This window comes from Rhodoferax sp. (genome assembly GCF_014859475.1).
Classification (GTDB): Bacteria; Pseudomonadota; Gammaproteobacteria; order Burkholderiales; family Burkholderiaceae_C; genus Rhodoferax.
Map to the genome: position 1 here is coordinate 1 of NZ_JACUUE010000036.1, position 21,029 is coordinate 21,029.

General features: G+C 62.3%; 21 protein-coding genes and 1 riboswitch. Of the genes, 5 read left to right on the forward strand and 16 right to left on the reverse strand.

Features of this window, described 5'->3' with window-relative positions; all coding sequences use genetic code 11:
- Positions 1–270: 270 nt before the first annotated feature.
- On the forward strand, positions 271–1,740 hold the full coding sequence (locus IBX54_RS05470) for a mannose-1-phosphate guanylyltransferase/mannose-6-phosphate isomerase (RefSeq protein WP_296541653.1): 1,470 nt from the start codon (positions 271–273) through the stop codon (positions 1,738–1,740).
- Between the two features lie 12 nt (positions 1,741–1,752).
- Here the strand turns inward: IBX54_RS05470 and metF are convergent, their stop codons facing one another.
- The 3 genes from metF to ahcY form a co-directional block, all read right to left on the reverse strand.
- A complete protein-coding gene (metF, locus tag IBX54_RS05475; protein ID WP_296541654.1) occupies positions 1,753–2,592 on the reverse strand; it encodes a methylenetetrahydrofolate reductase [NAD(P)H] in 840 nt (279 codons plus the stop codon).
- A 70-nt stretch (positions 2,593–2,662) separates the two neighbouring features.
- Positions 2,663–3,490, reverse strand: a complete 828-nt coding sequence (locus IBX54_RS05480; RefSeq protein ID WP_296541655.1) for a TlyA family RNA methyltransferase — start codon at positions 3,488–3,490, stop codon at positions 2,663–2,665.
- Positions 3,491–3,497: 7 nt separating this feature from the next.
- A complete protein-coding gene (gene ahcY, locus IBX54_RS05485) occupies positions 3,498–4,952 on the reverse strand; it encodes an adenosylhomocysteinase (protein WP_296541656.1) in 1,455 nt (484 codons plus the stop codon).
- Positions 4,953–5,018: 66 nt separating this feature from the next.
- Positions 5,019–5,126, reverse strand: a riboswitch (S-adenosyl-L-homocysteine riboswitch).
- 126 nt (positions 5,127–5,252) lie between these two features.
- Between ahcY and IBX54_RS05490 the strand changes: the two genes are divergently transcribed.
- From IBX54_RS05490 to glgX, 3 genes are all read left to right on the forward strand, one after another.
- Positions 5,253–7,685 carry a glycogen/starch/alpha-glucan phosphorylase gene (locus IBX54_RS05490; RefSeq protein ID WP_296541657.1) on the forward strand — a complete coding sequence of 811 codons (2,433 nt, stop codon included), beginning with the start codon at positions 5,253–5,255 and terminating at the stop codon, positions 7,683–7,685.
- A gap of 50 nt (positions 7,686–7,735) precedes the next feature.
- Positions 7,736–9,913 (forward strand): 1,4-alpha-glucan branching protein GlgB, encoded by a 2,178-nt coding sequence (gene glgB / locus IBX54_RS05495; RefSeq protein WP_296541658.1) that lies wholly within the window; start codon positions 7,736–7,738, stop codon positions 9,911–9,913.
- Positions 9,914–10,066: 153 nt separating this feature from the next.
- Positions 10,067–12,208, forward strand: a complete 2,142-nt coding sequence (gene glgX, locus IBX54_RS05500; RefSeq protein WP_296541659.1) for a glycogen debranching protein GlgX — start codon at positions 10,067–10,069, stop codon at positions 12,206–12,208.
- 127 nt (positions 12,209–12,335) lie between these two features.
- On the opposite strand, the gene IBX54_RS05505 is transcribed toward glgX, so the two are convergent.
- From IBX54_RS05505 to IBX54_RS05515, 3 genes are read right to left on the reverse strand one after another with little or no spacing between them, the layout of a single operon-like run.
- Complete coding sequence (locus IBX54_RS05505) at positions 12,336–12,821, reverse strand: hypothetical protein (protein WP_296541672.1); 486 nt, start codon at positions 12,819–12,821, stop codon at positions 12,336–12,338.
- Positions 12,822–12,870: 49 nt separating this feature from the next.
- Entirely contained in the window at positions 12,871–13,680 is an 810-nt protein-coding gene (locus IBX54_RS05510) for an ABC transporter permease (protein ID WP_296541660.1), read from the reverse strand.
- Positions 13,677–14,600: an ATP-binding cassette domain-containing protein gene (locus tag IBX54_RS05515; protein ID WP_296541661.1), complete on the reverse strand. Its 924-nt coding sequence runs from the start codon at positions 14,598–14,600 to the stop codon at positions 13,677–13,679. The genes IBX54_RS05510 and IBX54_RS05515 overlap by 4 nt, the downstream gene beginning before the upstream one ends.
- 189 nt (positions 14,601–14,789) lie before the next feature.
- On the opposite strand from IBX54_RS05515, the gene purT reads away from it, so the two are divergent.
- Complete coding sequence (gene purT, locus IBX54_RS05520; protein WP_296541662.1) at positions 14,790–16,037, forward strand: formate-dependent phosphoribosylglycinamide formyltransferase; 1,248 nt, start codon at positions 14,790–14,792, stop codon at positions 16,035–16,037.
- Between the two features lie 233 nt (positions 16,038–16,270).
- Here the strand turns inward: purT and IBX54_RS05525 are convergent, their stop codons facing one another.
- The 10 genes from IBX54_RS05525 to IBX54_RS05570 form a co-directional block, all read right to left on the reverse strand.
- Entirely contained in the window at positions 16,271–16,651 is a 381-nt protein-coding gene (locus IBX54_RS05525) for an ATP-binding cassette domain-containing protein (protein WP_367141814.1), read from the reverse strand.
- Entirely contained in the window at positions 16,597–16,755 is a 159-nt protein-coding gene (locus IBX54_RS05530; RefSeq protein ID WP_296541663.1) for an ATP-binding cassette domain-containing protein, read from the reverse strand. The genes IBX54_RS05525 and IBX54_RS05530 overlap by 55 nt, the downstream gene beginning before the upstream one ends.
- 1 nt (position 16,756) lies before the next feature.
- Positions 16,757–17,278 carry an ABC transporter permease subunit gene (locus IBX54_RS05535; RefSeq protein WP_296541664.1) on the reverse strand — a complete coding sequence of 174 codons (522 nt, stop codon included), beginning with the start codon at positions 17,276–17,278 and terminating at the stop codon, positions 16,757–16,759.
- Positions 17,260–17,649 (reverse strand): hypothetical protein, encoded by a 390-nt coding sequence (locus tag IBX54_RS05540; protein WP_296541665.1) that lies wholly within the window; start codon positions 17,647–17,649, stop codon positions 17,260–17,262. The genes IBX54_RS05535 and IBX54_RS05540 overlap by 19 nt, the downstream gene beginning before the upstream one ends.
- Before the next feature lies 1 nt (position 17,650).
- Positions 17,651–18,112, reverse strand: a complete 462-nt coding sequence (locus IBX54_RS05545; protein WP_296541666.1) for a hypothetical protein — start codon at positions 18,110–18,112, stop codon at positions 17,651–17,653.
- Entirely contained in the window at positions 18,085–18,534 is a 450-nt protein-coding gene (locus IBX54_RS05550) for a hypothetical protein (RefSeq protein WP_296541667.1), read from the reverse strand. Before IBX54_RS05550 ends, IBX54_RS05545 begins: the two co-directional genes overlap by 28 nt.
- A complete protein-coding gene (locus IBX54_RS05555) occupies positions 18,467–18,808 on the reverse strand; it encodes a hypothetical protein (RefSeq protein ID WP_296541668.1) in 342 nt (113 codons plus the stop codon). Before IBX54_RS05555 ends, IBX54_RS05550 begins: the two co-directional genes overlap by 68 nt.
- A gap of 6 nt (positions 18,809–18,814) precedes the next feature.
- A complete protein-coding gene (locus IBX54_RS05560; RefSeq protein WP_296541669.1) occupies positions 18,815–19,057 on the reverse strand; it encodes a hypothetical protein in 243 nt (80 codons plus the stop codon).
- A 145-nt stretch (positions 19,058–19,202) separates the two neighbouring features.
- Positions 19,203–20,201 (reverse strand): type I glyceraldehyde-3-phosphate dehydrogenase, encoded by a 999-nt coding sequence (gene gap, locus IBX54_RS05565; protein WP_296541670.1) that lies wholly within the window; start codon positions 20,199–20,201, stop codon positions 19,203–19,205.
- A 36-nt stretch (positions 20,202–20,237) separates the two neighbouring features.
- Positions 20,238–21,029 (reverse strand): transketolase C-terminal domain-containing protein (locus IBX54_RS05570; protein ID WP_296541671.1); only part of this gene is annotated, 792 nt, incomplete at its 5' end.

The window sequence follows — 21,029 nt, forward strand, 5'->3', positions numbered from 1 at the left end:
GCGATCCATGACTTCCGGGGACATGGATTGCGTCACTTCGTTCGCAATGACGGGGATGTTCATGGAAAGCGAAGCGCGGCAGTCTATGCTGTTGGAAGTCATGGATTGCTTCACGTCGTTCGCAATGACGGCTACTGTCGCCATGACGGCTGCGTTCGCCATGACGGGGAACACTTGTCGTTGTCCAGAATCAGCTGTCGTGGTGACAAATCCGCTCTGTTACGCTTTGGTACTGCCAACAATTAACCTGATTTACAAGGGCTTTTCAACATGACACCAACCGTTTTAATCCAGCCCGTGGTCCTCTCCGGTGGCTCCGGCACCCGCCTGTGGCCGCTCTCGCGCGAAAAATACCCCAAACAATTGCTCAGTTTGGTTGGCGACGACTCGCTGCTGCAAGCCACCGTGCGGCGCGTGCAGGGAACGCCTGGCGTTGAACTGGTGCAGCCCATGGTCGTGTGCAACGAAGAATACCGTTTTGTCATCGCCGAACAACTCCGTCTGCTTGGCCAAAACGGTACCGTGGTGCTGGAGCCATGTGGCCGGAATACGGCGCCGGCGCTGACGATCGCGGCGTTGGCAGCGCAAAAAAATCAAGTCGATCCGGTGCTGCTGGTCATGCCTGCTGACCATGTGATTACCGACATCGCAGCCTTCCAGCACGTGGTCAGCCAGGGCGCGGCTTTGGCCGAAGCCGGTGCCGTGGTGACTTTTGGCATCACGCCCGATGCCCCTGAAACAGGCTACGGCTATATCCAGTCAGGCGATACCTACGGCGGCGCGAACGGCACAGACGCCCATGTGATCAAGCGTTTTGTCGAGAAGCCCGACCTGGCCACCGCGCAGGCTTACCTGGCAGAGGGCAGCTATCTGTGGAACAGCGGTTTGTTCATGATGCGCGCCTCGGTCTGGCTGGCCGCCATGGGGCACTGCCGGCCTGACATTCTGACCGCCTGCCAGACCGCTTGGGACCAGGGCCAAACCGATGGCGACTTTGTCCGCGTCGGCAAGGATGCCTTTGCACAATGCCCTGGCGACTCGATTGATTACGCCGTCATGGAGCGCATTGCCGCCAGTGGCCAGGCGGGCGCAGCCGAATTACCTGTCGGCGTTGTATTGCCCCTGAGCGCTGGCTGGTCTGATGTCGGCGCCTGGGATGCTTTGTGGCAAGTGCTTCCCAAAGACAAGCATGGCAACGTGATCCAGGGCGACGTGCTACTGCAGGATTGCGAAAACACGCTGGCGCTCTCCGAGGGCCGCTTGATTGCCTGCGTTGGCGTGCGCGACCTGGTGGTGGTGGAAACGGCCGATGCCATTTTGGTATCGCACAAGGACACCACCCAGGAGGTGAAAAAGATTGTGGATGCGCTCAAGGCCAAAGGCCGTTCTGAAGGCAGCATCCACCGCAAGGTGTTTCGCCCTTGGGGCTGGTACGACGGCGTGGATGCGGGTGAGCGTTTTCAGGTCAAGCGCATTGTCGTCAAACCGGGCGGCACGCTGTCGCTGCAAATGCATCACCACCGTGCCGAGCACTGGATTGTGGTCAGCGGCACCGCCAAGGTCACCAAGGGTGACGACAGCTTTTTGTTGTCGGAAAACGAATCCACCTTCATTCCGCTAGGCACCACCCACCGCCTGGAAAACCCGGGCCGCGTGCCCCTGGAAATGATCGAGGTGCAGTCGGGCTCTTATCTGGGCGAAGACGACATCGTGCGCTTTGAGGATGTGTACGGGCGCTAATCAGTTAATACGTCAAAGTCCCAGCCGCTTGCAAATCTCCAGCGTTGGCGCGCTCTGGTTCATGCTGTAAAAGTGCAGCCCGGGGGCGCCACCAGCGCGCAGTTGCTCGCACAAAGCCGTCACCACATCCAGGCCAAAGGCCTTGATGGAGGCGCTGTCGTCAGCAAAGCTCTGCAGGCGCAGCCTGATCCAGCGCGGAATCTCGGCACCACAGGCATCGCTGAAACGCATCAGTTGCGATGAACTGGCGATGGGCATGATGCCTGGCACCACCGGCACGCTCACGCCCAAGGAATCGGCATCCTCGACAAACTGGAAATAGGCATCGGCGTTGAAAAAGTACTGCGTGATGGCCGAGTCTGCCCCAGCCTGCACCTTGGCGGCAAAAGCGCTCAGGTCGCTCGCGGGTGATTTGGCTTGCGGATGCATTTCGGGGTAGGCTGCCACGTCGATGTGGAAGTCGTCAGGCATTTCTGCACGGATAAAAGCCACCAGGTCGCTGGCGTAATGAAACTCACCCCCGGTGCCGTAACCGCTTGGCAAATCGCCACGCAGCGCCACCAGACGCTTCACGCCCATGGCCTTGAGCGTCGCCAGCTGCTCGCGCACCCGCACGCGCGTGGCGCCAATGCACGAGAAGTGCGAAGCGGCGCTGACGCCCTCGCTCAAAATGTCGCGCACCGTGCCAAAGGTGCCTTCTTGTGTGGAGCCGCCAGCACCAAAGGTCACCGAGCAAAATTCGGGCTTGAGTGCATAAAGCTGCTGGCGAACCACACGAAGCTTCTCGACACCCTCGGGCGTCTTGGGCGGAAAAAACTCGACACTGACAGGAAAGCTGGCACTGGAAGTCATGACAATCTTCTAAAGTAATGGGGACAACGCCGGTGCTGCCGATTGGCGCGGCGACCTGTCCCGCGTGGTTTCAGGATGCTGCGCCTTTGCTCGCGCCGATAAAAAATTCTCGGTTGCCGTCGCCGCCGGTGATGGGTGAGTCAAACCAGTGCGTCACCGTCAAACCCAATCCGGCACAGGCTTCGCGCAAACGCTGCTCGACCAGCAGGTACAGCGCCGCATCCTTCACAATGCCGCCCTTGCCCACTTGGCCGGGTTGCAGTTCGAACTGGGGTTTGACCAGCGTCAGCAGCGTGCCGCCTGCTTTGAGCAAGGGCACCACGGCGGGCAACACCAGCGTTTGCGAGATGAACGACAAATCGGCCACGATCAAATCAAACTCGGGGACGAATGCCTGGTCCAATGCGCCATCGTCTTCTTCAAGATCAAACTGGCCCTCCACCCCGGTACTTTCCTCAAAGGCAGCCACCAGGTCAGCGGCTTGCAGCGCCCGGGCGTTCACACCTTGCACGCACAAGACGCGGGGATCGGCATGCAGCTTGGGGTGCAACTGGGCGCTGCCCACATCGACGCCCACCACGAATCTGGCCCCTTGTTGCAACAGGCAGTCGGTGAAACCACCCGTGCTTTGACCCACGTCCAGGCACCGGAAGCCGCCAACTGACAAACCCACCTGTTGCAAGGCCGCCTCCAATTTGAGGCCGCCGCGCGACACATAGCGCGCCTCCGAGTCGTCAAGCAGGCGCAGTTCGGCATCTTCGGCCACGTCGTCGCCATTTTTGGCCACACGTCGCCAGTCAGTGCCTTGCTGCCACGCCACGCCCCCGGCAATCAGGCGCTGGGCCTGAGAGCGGGTGCTGGCCAGGCCGCGCTGCACCAGCAATTGGTCAATGCGCATGCGCTGCTTAGTAACGGTAAGCGTCGGCTTTGTACGGGCCGGACTTGCTCACGCCGATGTAGGCGGCTTGCTCGTCGGTCAGTTCTGACAGTTGCACGCCCACTTTTTTCAGGTGCAGGCGCGCCACTTTTTCGTCCAGAAGCTTGGGCAACACATAGACCTGCCCGACCTTGTAGGCCTTGGGCTTGGTGAACAGCTCGATCTGGGCAATGGTCTGGTTGGCAAAGCTGGAGCTCATGACAAAGCTGGGGTGACCGGTGCCGCAACCCAGGTTCACCAGGCGGCCCTTGGCCAGCAGGATGATGCGCTTGGCCGGTGTCTTGCCCTTGGCCGGGAAGATCACATGATCGACTTGTGGCTTGATCTCTTCCCACTTGCATTTGGACAGCGATGCCACGTCGATTTCATTGTCGAAGTGACCGATGTTGCACACAATCGCCTGATCTTTCATGGCCGCCATGTGCTTGTAGTTGATCACGTTCAGGTTGCCGGTGGCCGTGACAAAAATGTCGCACTTGTCGGCGGCGTATTCCATCGTCACCACCTTGAAGCCTTCCATGGCCGCTTGCAGCGCGTTGATGGGGTCGATCTCGGTCACCCACACTTGGGCGCTCAGGGCACGCAGCGCCTGGGCGCAGCCCTTGCCGACATCACCGTAGCCAGCCACCACCGCCACCTTGCCGGCAATCATCACGTCGGTGGCGCGCTTGATGCCGTCCACCAAAGACTCGCGGCAGCCGTACAGGTTGTCGAACTTGCTCTTGGTCACCGAGTCGTTGACGTTGATGGCGCGCAGCATCAGCTCACCCTTGGCCGACATGTCGTTCAGGCGGTGCACGCCGGTGGTGGTTTCTTCGGTCACGCCGATGATGTGCTTGATGCGGCGGCTGTACCAGGTCGAATCAAGCTTGAGCTTGGCCTTGATGACGGCGTACAGGCAGGTTTCTTCCTCGCTGGTCGGGTTGTCGAGCAGCTTGGGATTTTTCTCGGCCTTGGTGCCCAGGTGCATCAGCAGCGTGGCGTCGCCGCCGTCGTCCAGGATCATGTTGGGGCCTTCGGCCGCCGTGCCTTTTTTGCCGCCGAATTCGAAAATGCGGTGGGTGTAGTCCCAGTAATCGGCCAGCGACTCGCCCTTGATCGCGAACACCGGAATGCCGTCGGCGGCAATGGCGGCAGCGGCGTGGTCTTGCGTGGAGTAAATATTGCACGAAGCCCAGCGCACCTCGGCGCCCAGCGCGGTCAGGGTTTCGATCAACACCGCAGTCTGGATCGTCATGTGCAGGCTACCGGTGATGCGCGCGCCCTTGAGCGGCTGCTCTTTGGCAAATTCTTCGCGGATGGCCATCAGGCCCGGCATTTCGGTCTCGGCAATGTTGAGCTCTTTACGGCCCCAGGCGGCAAGGCCAATGTCGGCAATGATGAAATCGTTTGTTTTTGCAGGTTTTTTTGATGCGGCGTTCATGGTTCACTCCAGTGGTTAAGGTGACAACCACAGCACGCCAGGCGGAAAAAACCTCACCTCACGCGTTGTGGGTGAGCGCCGTTGTGAAACGCCAGGCAGGGCCGCAGCGGGTACCGAGCCTCACTCAGCGCCGGGTTTTTGCCCCCGGCGTGAGCTGCAACGCTCCTCGGAATGGGCGCGATTATAGAGAGCTGGCAAGACCCGCGGGCTAACCGTGGTAACCGCACAGTAAACCCAACACGAATTGGCGTGCAAAATACGGCTTTGCCCCTCTATTGCCAAAAGTCCGAAGGAATCCAGTTGAACGTTTCCGCCACGCCCCTCTCCGCCCCGCTGCCCGAGCAAATCAACGCCCACCTGCTGCACACCATCGGGGTGGCGCCAGGCAGCGCCTCACCCAGCGACTTGATGCAAGCCACGGCCCAGGTGGCGCGCGCGCAACTCTCCAAACGCTGGGTGTACACGCAGGCGAAAGAGAAAGCGCAAAAGGCACGCCGCGTGGTCTATTTGTCGATGGAGTTTTTGATGGGGCGAACCCTGTCCAACGCACTGGCCGCCTTGAATCTCACCGAAGGCGCCGCCGCAGGTCTGACGCAGCATGCCCAGCGGCTCGAAGACATTGCCGGCCATGAGCCCGACGCAGCCTTGGGCAACGGCGGCCTGGGGCGGCTGGCGGCGTGCTTTCTGGACTCCATGGCCACGCTGGGCCTGCCGTCCTTTGGCTACGGCATTCGCTATGAGTACGGCATGTTTGCCCAGGATATCCAGGATGGCAACCAGGTCGAGTACCCCGACTCCTGGCTCAAGGACGGCACCCCCTGGGAGTTCCCGCGGGCCGACCTGACTTACACGGTGCGTTTTGGCGGCAGCGTGGTGCACCTTGATGGCCAGGTGACATGGAAACACGATGGTGAAGTTGCAGCCAAAGCTTATGACATGGTGGTGCCGGGCCACGGCACCGAAAAGGTCAGCACCCTGCGCTTGTGGAAAGCGGTCGCGCCCGACCACATTGACCTGGGCGTTTTCAACGCCGGCGACTACGCCCGCGCCGCTTTTGCCAAAAACGAGTACGAGAACATCTCCTGGGTGCTGTACCCCAACGACAGCACGCCCGCGGGCCGCGAGTTGCGCCTCAAGCAGGAGTATTTCTTTGTCGCCGCCTCGATGCAGGACCTGATCTGTCGCCACCTGGCCGAACACCCCTCGCTGGACAACCTGGCCGAGCACGTCGCCATCCACCTCAACGACACGCATCCGGCCATTGGTGTGGCCGAGTTGATGCGCATTTTGTGCGACGAGCACGCTTTTGACTGGGATCGCGCCTGGGCGCTGTGTGGCAAAACCTTCTCTTACACCAACCACACCCTGATGCCCGAGGCGCTGGAGACCTGGCCGCTGAGCCTGATTCAGCAAGTGTTGCCACGGCACATGGAAATCATTTTCCGCATCAACAAGGAATTTCTGGACATGGCCGCGCGCTTTCGCCCCGGCGACCACGACTTCCTGAAGCGCTTGTCGCTGATCGACGAAACCGGCGAGCGCCGGGTGCGTATGGCGCACTTGTCGGTGGTCGGCAGCCACCAGGTCAATGGCGTGTCGGCATTGCACTCCGAGCTATTGGTGCACACGATTTTTGCCGACTTCGCGGCGCTGTGGCCCAAGCGCTTCACCAACATGACCAATGGCGTCACGCCACGACGCTGGCTGGCGCAGGCCAACCCCGGCCTGGCCACCTTGCTCGACGAGACGCTGGGCAAAGCCTGGCGGCTCGACCTCGACCAGTTGAAGCGGCTCGAAAGCTGCCAGGGCGATGCGGCGTTTGCCGGCAAATTCATGGCCATCAAGCGCGCCAACAAAGTGCGGCTTGCCGACTTCATCGCGCAAGTCACCGGGGTGCAGGTCAGCCCGGACAGCCTGTTTGACGTGCAGGTCAAGCGCATCCACGAGTACAAGCGGCAATTGCTCAATGTGCTCCATGTGGTCAGCCGCTACCAGGCCATTCTGGCCAACCCTGATGCGCCCTGGGTGCCGCGCACGGTCATTTTTGCCGGCAAGGCTGCATCGAGCTACCAGGTGGCCAAGTCGATCATCCGGCTGATTCACGATGTCGGCCTGACCATCAACAACGACCCACGCATTGGCGACAAGCTCAAGCTGGTATTCCTGCCCAACTACGGCGTCTCGGTGGCCGAGGTCATCATGCCGGGCGCCGACCTGTCCGAGCAAATCTCTACCGCGGGCACCGAGGCTTCGGGCACCGGCAACATGAAACTGGCGCTCAACGGCGCCCTGACCATCGGCACCGACGACGGTGCCAACATCGAAATCCGGCAACAGGTCGGCGACGACAACATTTTCATCTTTGGCCTGAAAACACCCGAAGTACGCCAACTGCGGCTCGAGGGCTACCACCCGCTGCAGCACTACCAGGACAACCCCGAGCTCAAAGCCGTGCTCGATGCCATTGGCGACGGCCAGTTTTCTCCGGACGACCCCGAGCGATACCGCGCCTTGGTTAATTCGCTGGTGTGGGGCGGCGACCACTACCTGCTGCTGGCCGACTATGCGTCCTATGTCGCCACCCAGGCCAAGGTGGACGCGCTCTACAGCCAGCCCGATTTGTGGTGCCAGCGCGCCATTCGCAACGTGGCGGGCATGGGCGTTTTTTCGTCAGACCGTACCATTGGCCAATACGCGCGCGACATCTGGCGGGTTGCGCCAATACCCGACTGAGCCGGCCAGATTGCAAACGCCAAACAACAACACCACCCGAGCCTCTTGCCATGTTGCGCCACCACACCATCGAGATGATCTGCAACGCCAGCCACGGTGACCCGTTCGCCGTGCTCGGGCCGCATGCGACCCGGGACGGGCAAACCTCGGTGCGCTGTTTTTTGCCCAGCGCCAGCAGCGTCGCGGTGCTTGATGCCGACGCTGCATTGGCAGCACAGCTCAAGCCGCGTTCCGCCGGTTTTTTCGAAGGCAAGGTCAAGGCCGCGCCCGATACCCCCTATCGACTGCAGGTGCAGTGGGAAAGCGGCCTGAGCAGCATCCTCGACGACCCGTACCGCTTTCCGCTGGTACTTGGCGAACTCGATGTGTGGCTGCTCGGCGAAGGCACGCATTTGCGCCCCTTCGAGGTACTCGGCGCACACCCGGGAGTCATGCTCGGCGTGGACGGCACGCGCTTTGCGGTGTGGGCACCCAACGCCTCGCGGGTCAGCGTGGTCGGTGACTTCAACCATTGGGACGGCCGCCGTCATCCGATGCGCTTGCGCCGTGAATGCGGCGTCTGGGAGCTCTTCATCCCCGGCGTGCCCAAGGGCGCACTCTACAAATTCGAGATTCGCACGCACAGCGGCGAGGTCTTGCCGGCCCGCGCCGACCCCTACGCGCTGCAAGCCGAGCTGCGCCCGGCCACGGCCAGCCGCGTGGCTCAATTGCCCGCCAAAACTACGCCGTCCGTGCAACGCAAACAAGCCAACGCGCTGGATGCTCCGGTGAGCATTTACGAGGTGCACCTGGGTTCGTGGCGCCGCGTCGCCGAAGAAGGCAACCGCTGGCTCAGCTGGGACGAACTCGCCGACGCGCTGATTCCCTACGCGCAAGACATGGGCTTCACCCACTTGGAACTCATGCCCATCAGCGAGCACCCGTTTGACGGCTCCTGGGGCTACCAACCCGTCGGCCTGTACGCGCCCACGTCCCGTTTTGGCGACGCCGACGGCTTTGGCCGCTTGGTGGCACGCTGCCATGCCGCCGGCATCGGGCTGATTCTGGACTGGGTGCCGGCGCACTTTCCCAGCGACGCCCACGGGCTGGCGAACTTCGACGGCACGCACCTCTACGAATACGCCGACCCGCGCGAAGGCTTTCATCAGGACTGGAACACGCTGATCTATAACCTCGGCCGAACCGAGGTCAGCAACTTCCTGGTCGGCAACGCGCTGTACTGGCTGGAGCGTTTTGGCGTCGATGGCCTGCGCGTCGATGCAGTGGCCTCCATGCTTTACCGCGACTACAGCCGCAAGGCTGGCGAGTGGATTCCCAATGTGCACGGGGGTCGCGAAAACCTGGAGGCCATTGCCTTCCTGAAGCGCGTCAACGAGGTGGTCGGGGTGGAGTGCCCGCAGGCCATCACGCTGGCCGAGGAGTCCACCGCCTACCCGGCGGTGTCACGCCCCACTTATGCTGGCGGACTGGGCTTTCACTACAAGTGGAACATGGGCTGGATGCACGACAGCCTGGCCTACATGGCGCGCGACCCGCTCTACCGCCAACACCACCAGGGCGAGATGACATTCAGTCTGGTCTATGCCTTCAACGAAAATTTTGTGCTGCCGATCTCGCACGATGAAGTGGTGCACGGCAAAGGCTCGCTGCTGGGCAAAATGCCGGGCGACCGCTGGCAGCAACTGGCCAACGTGCGCGCTTTTCTGGGCTACATGTTTGGCCACCCCGGTAAAAAATTGCTGTTCATGGGCTGCGAATTTGCCCAGGAACGCGAATGGAACCATGACCAGAGCCTCGACTGGCATTTGCTGGAGAACCCGGCGCACGCGGGCGTGCAGCGCCTGGTGCGCGACCTCAACACGCTGTACCGCGCCACCCCCGCGCTGTACCAACAGGACTTCGTGCCGGCGGGCTTCGAGTGGATCGACCACAGCGACGCCGCCCGCTCGGTGTTGAGCTTTGTGCGTCATGGCCTGGATGCCAACACCTTCACCGTGGTGGTGTGCAACTTCACGCCGCAAGTCTGGCCAGGCTACCGTCTGGGCGTGCCGCGCGCGGGCAGCTACCGCGAGGTGCTCAACACGGATTCAGAGCATTACGGCGGCAGCAATGTCGGCACGCCATTTGGCTGCGCCGCCAGCGAAGCCACGCCCTGGCACGGCAAGCCGTGCTCGATCCTGCTCACGCTCCCCCCCTTGGCCACCGTATTTCTTGAATGGACCGCTTGACCACTGGTAGTCCGTTTCACCAAAACACTTACATGAAATCGTGTCTTTTCCATCCTGGCGTTGTTGCTCGTCGTTGCCATAGCTACGGCTATGTCGCCTCCTCGCGCCTAGCCAGCCTGAAAAATTCATCGATTTCATTTTGCAAGCTTTTTGATGAAACGAACTACTAGCCTGCAACACGGCCACCCCTGGCCGATGGGTGCGCATTTTGACGGCCACGGCGTCAACTTTGCCGTGTTTTCAACGCATGCCCAAGCCATCGAGCTGTGCCTGTTCGACGCCGAGGGCCAACACGAACTGGCGCGCATGCCCTTGCCATGCCAAACCGTCGATGTCTGGCACGGCTACCTGCCGGGGGCGCAACCCGGCCTGGTCTATGGCCTGCGCGCGCACGGCCCCTGGCGGCCCGACCAAGGGCACCGCTTTGATGCCAGCAAACTGCTGCTCGACCCCTACGCGCGCGACATCGTGGGCCAGTTCGACTGGCGCCCCGAACACTTCAGCCCCGACCGCCTGCACCCCGCGCACAAGGACAGCCACGACAACGCCGCCCATGCGCTCAAAGCCCGCGTCACCGATGACCACTTTGACTGGGGCGACGACGCCATCCCGGGCATCACGCTGGCCGACACCGTGCTCTACGAATGCCACGTCAAGGGCTTCTCCAAACTCAACCCAGCCATCCCGCCCGAGCTGCGCGGCAGCTACGCCGGGCTGGCGCACCCGGCCGCCGTCAAGCACCTCAAAGATTTGGGCGTCACCGCCATCAGTCTGCTGCCGGTGCAGTACAGCCTCAGCGAAGAGCGCCTGGTCAGCCAGGGCCTCAGCAACTACTGGGGCTACAACACCCTCGGCTTTTTTTGCGTCAACCCGCAACTGGCGAGCGGCCAGGGCGGGCTGCTCGCACGCGACGAATTCCGCAGCATGGTGCGCGCCCTGCACGCGGGGGGGCTCGAAGTCATTCTGGACGTGGTCTATAACCACACCGCAGAGGCCGACGAGGCCGGCCCCACCCTCAGTTTCAGGGGGCTCGACAACGCCAGCTATTACCGTTTGCCGCCGGACGACCCAAGTCGCTACGAAAACTACAGCGGTTGCGGCAACACGCTGAACCTGCGCCAGCCCAAGGTGCTGCAAATGGTGATGGACAGCCTGCGCTATTGGGTGGAAGACATGCACGTCGATGGCTTCCGCTTCGACCTGGCGCCAGTGCTGGGCCGCACCGACTCCGGCTTCAGTACCCAGGCCGCCTTTTTTGCGGCCATGGCGCAAGACCCGGCACTGTCGCACGTCAAGATGATCGCCGAGCCCTGGGACACCGGCCCGGGCGGCTACCAGGTGGGCGGCTTCCCGCGCGGTTGGCTCGAATGGAACGACAAATTCCGCGACTGCACCCGCCGTTTCTGGGTTCAGGGTGCCGCCGCCGGCAATAAGATGCCATCGGGCTGCACGCGCGGCGACTTTGCCATGCGCCTGTGCGGCTCGTCCGACCTGTACCAGGAGCGCCGCCGCGCGCCGGCCAAGTCGGTGAACTACGTGGTGTCGCACGACGGCTTTACCTTGCTCGACCTGGTCAGTTACAACCAGCGCCACAACGAGGCCAACCTCGAGGACAACCGCGACGGCCACAACGACAACCTGAGCTTCAACTGCGGCGAGGAAGGCCCCAGCGACGACCCGGTGGTGCAGCAATTTCGCGCCCGGCTGCAGCGCGTGCTGCTGGCCAACACCTTGCTGGCCCAGGGCACGCCCATGCTCTGCGCCGGCGACGAACTCGGCCATAGCCAAAATGGCAACAACAACCCCTATTGCCAGGACAACGCCACCAGCTGGATCGACTGGTTGGCATCAGACCCTGATTTGCTGGCCTTCACCCAATATGTGATCGGTCTCAGGCACCAATTGCAACCCTTTGCCAACCGCTGGTACAACGGCATTGCCGACGCCACCGGCCAGTATGACGTGTCATGGTTGAACTTTGACGGCGGCATGTTGCAAGACGATGGCTGGCACCAGGCCAACGTCCGCACGCTGGCCTGCCTCATCGGCAAACCCGGTCGCAGCGCCACCCCGTTGCTGCTACTTTGCAACGCGGGCGCCACCGAAGAAACCTGTCTCTTGCCGTGCGGTCAATGGCAGGCCCTGCTCGACACCAGCCAACCGCGCGGTCAAAGCGACCGGCAGGGCAGCGCGGGCATGCGGGTCGCGGCACACAGCCTGATGCTGTTGCAACAAAGCGCTGCCTTTGACGCAAGCCTGCGCCAGGCATGTTTGACGGCGCCTTTAAACCGATGAATTTTTAGTCATGACCAGGCGCGCTGATCTCTTTGCCAGTGTTGCGGCTGCGGGCACGCGCTACCAAGTTTCTGGATGCCGCCGAGCAAGTCGCCACAAAGGCAAGGCTGGCTGACCTGGAAGCAGGCTAACGCTCCCCCGGCCGAACAAAGCCGCCCTCGGCCCACGCCACCGCGATGCTGCGATTGAGCTTGAAGGACGGCGCCACGCGCACCTCGGCCAGCAACTCATCACCCTCGTCTTTGGCGCTCAGCATGGCATAAGGGTTGTCTTCATCGGGCACGATGTCGAGACACACGGTGACGCGGGTTGATCCGGCCGTCACGGTGATGCTTTGATGCAGCTCGGCGTGCCGTTGCTGCTCGCTGCGGCGCACAAATTCACGGGCGGTTTTGACCAGCGTATGAAAGGCGTTGATGTCGAGCGGCTTGGGGTTCTTTTTGTCACGCCCCATGGTCCAGGGCCCCACCAGCGCGGGCTCTGACTCACCGTCCTTGAACATGGCCACGGCCCAACCGTCGTCGTCTTCGTTTTTGACCACACGGGCGGTCCAGCCGTCAGAGCGCCACAAGCGCGGCTCCTGGATTTTTTCAGCAAAGTCAGTCAAGTTCAGTCCATCTTTCAAAAATGTCAACGCATCATCGGGCAGGCCATCTGGTGCTTCAAGCCCGAAAGCGCTTGCGCGTGAGCGCCAGTGCCACCCAGAAGCCCAAGCCCGCGTAAGTCGCCAGCACCGCCAGCGGCCGCAGCCAGTCTGCGGGCCACTGGTCCATGAACAAGGGCCGCACCAGCGCGACCGCGTTGGTCAACGGCAGCCACTGTGAAATCTCACGCACCAGCGGCGGCAACTGCGCCAGCGGGAAAAAAATGCCACTCAAAAACATCATGGGTGTCAAAAACAGCGTGAAGTAATAGGTGAAAAAGTCGTAGCCCTTGGCCAACGCATTAAAAATCAACGCCACGCAGCTGAAGGTAATGCCCACACCCAACAGCACCGGCCAGGCCAGCAGCAACTTGGGGCTGTAACTGATGCCAAGCGCCAGCATCACACACAGAATGGCCGTCACGGTAAAGACCGACTTGAACGCGGCCCACAGCATTTCGGCCAGCACGATGTCGTCCAGATTGACCGGCGCGTTCATGATGCCGTCCCAGGTTTTTTGCACGTGCATCCTGCTGAACGCCGAATACAGCGCCTCGAAACTGGCGGCATTCATGGCGCTCATGCAGATCGAGCCGCTGGCCAGAAACAAAATGTAGGGCACCTGCACGCCGTCCACTGTGACCTTGCCCACCAGCGCGCCCATGCCGTAGCCAAAGGCCACCAGCCACATCAGTGGCTCGGCAATGTTGCCGACCAGGCTCGGAATGGCCAGCTTTTTCCAGACCAGCCAGTTGCGTAAAAACACCGGCCACCAGCGCATGGACAGTTTGGGAGCGCGCCAGGGCGACAGCTTGATGGCGGTGCTCATGCGTCCTCCCGGATTTGCCGGCCGGTCAATTTCAGAAACAAATCTTCCAGATTGGCCGGTCGGTGCAGCGTGCGCAGCTGTGGGTAGGCAGCCAGTGCCAGCAGCAGCGGCTTGGCGTCCCGGGTGTAGAAAAACACGGTTTCACCACTCACCTCAACGCGCACCGCCAGGCCCGAGAGCGGCAAATCCACCAGCGCCAGTGCACCGCTGCCAAACACCTCAACCACCTCGGGCTCGAGGTACTGCTTGATCAGGTCGCGCGGTGCGCCTTCGGCAATTTTCTTGCCATGGTCCACCACCACCAACCGGTGGCACAAGCGCTCGGCCTCGTCCATGAAGTGCGTCGTCAGCAAAATTGACTTACCCTCTTGCAGCAGCAATTGCAGGCGTTCCCACATCAGGTGGCGCGCCTGCGGGTCCAGGCCGGTGGTGGGCTCGTCGAGCAGCAGCAGGCGCGGGTTGTTGACCAAGGCCCGCGCCAGACTCAGGCGGCGCTTCATGCCGCCCGACAACTCGCCCGGTTTGGCGTTGGCTTTACCGGTCAGCGAGGCAAATTCGAGCAGCGACGGAATGCGCTCGCGAATCTGCGCGTCTTTCATGCCGAAATAGCGGCCATAGACCAGCAGGTTCTCGGCGCAACTGAAGTCGGGGTCAAGCGTGTCGAGCTGGCTCACCACGCCCAGCTGCGTCTTGATGGCCAGCGCGTCACGCGGCATGGGCAGGCCAAAGGCCGTCACGGTGCCTTGATCGGGCACGGTCAGCCCCAGGCACATGCGGATGGTGGTGGTTTTGCCGGCGCCGTTGGGGCCGATCACGCCCAGGCATTCGCCCGGCGCAATGGCAAAAGACAGGTCGTTGACCACCGTGGCATCGCCATAGCGCTTGACCAGATGTTGAACAGAGAGGATGGCTTCAGGCATGGCGGAATTGTCGCCGAGGCGCGAAGGGTCCCGGCAAGGCGTCAACTCGTGGGCGGCACGACCACCGAGATTCATCAACACCCAAGCCCTGCCATCAAACCATCATTTCACCCGATTGCGCAATCCAGGTTGAATAGAATTAAAAACTTCCCTTTTAACCCAACCTGGACGCGGCAACGCGCAAACACCATGACCACCATCGGCACCCCCCTGTCCCCCAACGCCACCCGAGTCATGCTGCTCGGCAGCGGCGAACTGGGCAAGGAAGTCATCATCGCGCTGCAGCGCCTGGGCGTCGAAACGATTGCCGTGGACCGTTATGACCACGCGCCCGGCCAGCAGGTGGCACACCACGCCCGTACCGTGGTGATGAGCGACCCGGCCTTGCTACGGGAGCTGATCGAAGAAGAAAAGCCCGACCTGGTGGTGCCCGAGATCGAGGCCATTGCCACCCCCATGCTCGAAGTGCTGGAAGCCACCGGCTTGGTGCGCGTGATCCCGACCGCGCGCGCCGCCCGCCTGACCATGGACCGCGAAGGCATTCGCCGCCTCGCCGCTGAGACCCTGGGTCTGCCGACCAGCCGCTACCGGTTTTGCGACTCGCTGGCCGAGTTGCAAGCCGCCATCGACGGCGCAGATGGCAAGCCCGGCATTGGCTACCCCTGTATCGTCAAACCGGTGATGAGTTCCAGCGGCAAGGGCCAAAGCAAGCTCAATGGCCCGGCCGATGTGCAGGCCGCCTGGGACCATGCCATGGCCGGTGGCCGTGTCAGCCACGGCCGCGTGATTGTGGAAGGCTTCATCGACTTCGATTACGAAATCACCCTGCTCACGGTGCGCGCCAAGGGTGCCAACGGCCAGATCGAAACCCATTTCTGCGCGCCCGTGGGCCACGTGCAGGTCAACGGCGACTACGTGGAGAGCTGGCAGCCGCACCCGATGCATCCGGCGGCGCTGGAAAAAGCCCGCCAGATTGCAAAGACCGTCACCGACGACCTCGGCATCGAGCTCGACGGCCAGGCCTCAGGCTTGGGGATTTTTGGTGTCGAGCTGTTCATCAAGGGCGAGCAGGTGTGGTTCAGCGAGGTGAGCCCGCGCCCGCACGACACCGGGCTGGTCACACTCACCACCCAATGGCAAAGCGAGTTCGAGCTGCATGCCCGCGCCATTCTGGGCCTGCCGGTCAACACCGCGCTGCGCAACCCCGGCGCCAGCGCCGTGATTTACGGTGGCATCGACGCCAAGGGCATCGTCTTTGACGGGGTGGATGAGGCGCTGCGCGTTCCCGGCACCGATATCCGCCTGTTCGGCAAGCCCGAGAGCTTCGTCAAACGCCGCATGGGCGTGGCGCTGGCGGCGCATGCCGACATTGCGCAGGCGCGCGTCAACGCCAAGCTGGCGGCATCGAAAGTCAGGCCGCGAGCGGCCAACATCTAACTGGCAACTCAGCCGCCGCAAATGATGAAACACAGTCGTCATTGCGAGCCCCCCGTACCCGGCCCGATACCGCACACGGACCTTGAACCGTCATCGCGAGCCCGCCGTATCTGGTCCGATACCGCACACGGGCCTTGAACAGAGACTTCGTCATCGCGAGCGAAGCGTGGCGATCCATGACTTCCGGGGTCATGGATTGCGTCACTGCGTTCGCAATGACATTTCTCGACGCGTCAGCTCTGCCAGTCACCAACCTCGATGACGCGTCCACCGGGTGGCACGTCGGCCGGGTCATGGGTGACCAGCAGCGTGCGCATCAGGCTCACCCTGGCCCGTTGCCCGCCTGACAAGGTGGCCGGGTCGCGCTCATGAAAACCTGCCAGACCCGTGTCGGTGAGCGTTTGCTCAATGCGGCGGCGCTCCCGGCTGCCTGCAAACTGCCCCGGCAGCGCAAAGGCGAGGTTTTGCCCCACGCTCAAGTGCCCAAACAACAGGTCGTCCTGAAACAACAAGCCCAATTGGCGTTGCTCGATGGGCAGGCTGTCAATGCGCCGCTCGTTCAGCCACAGCTCGCCGGTGGCATGGAAGGCGGGGTCGATTTGCCCGAGCCGGATGCCCCCGCCACGGTCACAATTTCGCCGGGATTGACCGTCAGGTTGAAGTTTTCAAGCAGCGCAGTCGCGCCGCGCGTGAGGATCAGGTTTTTGATGTTCAGCATGTCAGCGCAATCCCTTGCGGTGTCGGGCCAGCCAGTGGGGAATCAAGGCGGCCAGGGCAAAGGCAGCCACTGGCAGGGCAATTTGCAGCAGCGCCTGCACCGCCAGCACACGCCGGTTGCCGCCGGCGCTCAAGGCCACGGCCTCGGTGGTCACGGTGACAAAACGGCCACCGCAGGTAAACAGGGTCGGCAGGTATTGGGCCACGCTCACGGCAAAACCGACGGCAAAAGTGGCCAGAATCGGGCGCACCAGCAGCGGCCACTTCACGCGCAGGCAGGCTTGCGGCCGGGTACACCCAAGCGCGCGGGCGCTGACCAGCAGGCGCGCATCGAAAGCGCGGTAGGCGCCCACCAGCGTCAGCACCATGTAGGGCAGCACCCACAGCAAATGGCTCCAGACCAGGCCGACCGCAGTGCCGTCAAGCTGCAGGTTCAGCAGCGCTGCATATTGCGCCGCCACCAGCGGCATGGCGGGTACGATGAGCGGCAGGTAGAGCGCGGCGTTCAGGCGTTGCGGCCCCATTCCAGCCAGACCAGTGCGGCCGGCAGGCACAACAGGCTGGCCGCTGCCGCCAGCCACAGCGTGGTCCAAAAAGGTGCCCAGTCTGCAGTGCGCCAGCTCTGCCAAGACAAGCCGTCAGGCCACAGCGCCGGAAAAAACCAGGTCTCGGCAAACGACCAGAGCAGCAACACGGCCAGCACCGCATAACCGGTCAAAAATAGCGGCGTGTGCAGATTCAACCCGTGCCGTACCGCTGCCGGCTGGCGCAAACCGTCGGGATCAGGCAGGTGCCGCTGGTACCCTTGCCAGAGCCCGCGCACCAAGGTGGCCGCCAACAGCAAAAGCGCGAGCAGCACCAGCGATGCGGCGGCACCACGGGCCTGCATGGCCACGTCAGGGTCGGTGAGCCAGCGCCAGGCTCAGGCCGTAGGGGTCTTGCACCGTGATCCAGTCGGGCGGGCTGACCCAGCCCACCAACTGTGCCACGCCGCGCGCCAGCCAGCCCGACGGCGCCAGCAAAAAAAACAGCCCCACCGCAAACGCCGCATGGGGCAAAGCCAACAGCAGGGGCAGGCGCCGCTGCAGCGTGTGCCAAAGCGTGCCGGGGTAATGCCAGCTTGCCAGCAGCATCGCCAGTGCCAGTGCCATCGCGCTGCCAAAAAAAGAAAACACCAGCGTGGCGCGTAAGGCTTGCGGCCATTGGGCATCTGACCACAAGCCGAGCCAGACGGTGCCGTCCAGCGCCGGCGCCAGTGCCCAGAACAGTCCGGGCAGCAGCGGACCAAAAATCAGCGCCACCAGCACCAACGCCAGCCACTGCCCCCGGTTTAGCGCGAACCGTAGCGTTTCAGCCACTCGGCCTCCAGCGCCTCGACCCAGCTGGCGTGCGGCTCGGCCAGCGTGGGCACGCGCTCGGTCAGGGCGCCGGGCGCGGTGGTACGCATGGTGGCCTGCAACGGTGCCGGGATTTTGCCGATGTCGAGCACCGTGCCGTCACCCCACACGCTGATGTCGGCCTTGCGTGCCTGCGCCTCGGCTGACAGCAGGAAATTGGCCACCACCTGGGCACCGGCGCGGGCCCGGGCGTTGACCGGAAAGGGCTTGCCGTTGCGCCACAGATGCGTGTGCAGCTGGTCAAGGTGGGCCCACAGCGGCTGGGTCGCCAGCGCAAAGGCCTGCGGGTTTTCCGCTTGTTGCAGCGCGGCGCGGTCAAGGCTGAGTTCGAGCAGCAGTTGCTTGACAAAGGTGGTGCCGTGAAAGTCCGGCGGCTTGGGCAAAGGTCAACAGCTCGGCAGCCGAGCGCGGTGCCACCGGCGTTTTGGCACGGTCGGCGATGAAGGTGAGCTGCGCTGTGCCCCAAGGTGCCTCAAAGCCCTGCGTGGGCACAGAAAAGTCGTTGCGCACCGGTTTGTTCAGGTCCACCAGACCCCAGTTGGGCAGGCTCTCGGCCCACGGGCCAAACAACAGAATGGCTTGTTTGAGATTGCGGAAATTCTCGCCATTGACCCACATCAGATCGACCGAGCCATCGGTTTTGCGGCCTGCAGCCAACTCGGTTTACACGCGCTTGACGACCTCGGCGGTGTCGGTGACCTTGACGTGCTTGACCTCCACACCGTAACGCGACTTCACCTCTTTGGCGGCCCAGGCAAGGTAGGCGTTGGTGGCCTCGCTGCCGCCCCAGGCGTTGAAATAGACGGTCTGGCCTTTGGCCTCCTTTTCTGTTTTAGCCCAATCGGCCTGTGCCAGAGTGGGCAGCGCCAGGCTGAGGGTAAGCGCGACAAGGAATGACAGCTTCATGCAATAGGACTCCGTCGGGGTTGGCCGGAAATATACCAGTCGCGCGGCGGCGTGAATTCTTACAGCCGGGCTTTCGCGACGCGGCAGTCCACACATCAAAAAAGGCGCCCGCAGGCGCCCTTATTGGGTTGATAGCCGTTTGGGCTTACTTGGTGACCACGCGCACCATTTCCAGGCACTTGTTGGAGTAGCCCCACTCGTTGTCGTACCAGGCGACCAGTTTGACAAAGGTGCCGTCCAGCGCAATGCTGGCATCAGCGTCAAACACGCTGGTGCGGGTTTCACCACGGAAGTCGGTGGCCACCACTTTTTCGTCGGTATAGCCCAGAATGCCTTTCAGGTCGCCTTCGGCGTGCGCCTTGATCTCGGCGCAGATTTCAGCCATGGTGGCGCTGGTGTTGAGCTCTACCGTCAGGTCAACCACGCTCACGTCGGAGGTCGGCACACGGAACGACATGCCGGTGAGCTTCTTGTTGAGTTCGGGAATCACCTTGCCCACGGCCTTGGCGGCACCAGTGCTGCTGGGGATGATGTTTTCCAGAATGCCACGGCCACCGCGCCAGTCTTTGTTGCTCGGGCCATCCACCGTTTTCTGCGTGGCAGTGGCGGCGTGCACCGTGGTCATCAGGCCGCGCTTGATGCCAAACTTGTTGTTGATCACCATGGCCAGCGGCGCCAGGCAGTTGGTGGTGCAGGAAGCGTTGGAAATGATGGCCTGGCCAGCGTAGCTCTTGTCGTTCACACCAAAGACGAACATCGGCGTGTCGTCCTTTGAGGGTGCCGACAAAATGACCTTTTTAGCGCCAGCATCAAGGTGTTTTTGGGCACCCGCCTGGTCCAGAAAGATGCCGGTGGATTCGATCACGACATCAGCACCCACTTCGTTCCACTTCAAGTTGGCCGGGTCGCGCTCTTGCGTCAAGCGAATCTTTTTGCCGTTGACGACCAACGTGCTGCCTTCGACTGAAACCTCACCCTTGAAACGGCCGTGCACGCTGTCGTATTGCAGCATGTAAGCCAGGTAGGCGGGCTCCAGCAGGTCATTGATGCCGACGACTTCGATGTCGCTGAAATTCTGGATGGCAGAGCGAAACACGTTGCGGCCGATGCGGCCAAAGCCGTTGATACCAATCTTGATCGTCATGATGATTCCTTGAGTTAAAACAAAAAACTTACCAGGTTATTTTCGCAGCACTTTTTCCACCGTGTCCGCGACGTTTTCCGGGGTAAAGCCAAAGTGCTTGAACAACACCGGCGCCGGTGCCGACTCGCCGAAGCTGTCGATGCCCACCACCGCCGCGCAGCCGTATTGCCACCAGCCACCACTGACACCCATTTCGACGGCAATGCGCGGCAAGCCCTTGGGCAGCACAGCGGTTTTAAAGGCGGCATCCTGCTGGTCAAACGTGGTGGTGCTGGGCATGGAGACCACGCGCACGGCAATCTTGCGCTGCGCCAGCAGCTCTTGTGCCCTCAAAGCCAACTGAACCTCGGAGCCGGTGGCAATGATGACCGCTTGCGCCTTTTTCTTCAGGCCCACTTCAGTCGGTTCGGCCAGCACGTAGGCGCCTTTGCTGATGTCGCCCAAGCTGGCTTTGGGGGCGTAAATGATGTTTTGCCGCGAGAGCAGCAAGGCCGTGGGCTTGGTCTTGTTTTGCAGCGCCACCGCCCAGGCCACGGCCGTCTCGGCGCTGTCGCCGGGGCGCCAGACATCCAGGTTCGGGATCAGGCGCAGCGACGCGGCGTGTTCGATCGACTGGTGCGTGGGTCCGTCTTCGCCCAGGCCAATGCTGTCATGCGTGAACACATGCACCACGCGCAGCTTCATGAGCGCAGCCATGCGAATCGCGTTGCGGCTGTAGTCGCTGAAGGTGAGGAAAGTGCCGCCATAGGGAATGAAACCGCCATGCAGCGCCACCCCGTTCATGATGGCGGCCATGCCGAATTCGCGCACGCCGTAGCTGATGTGGCG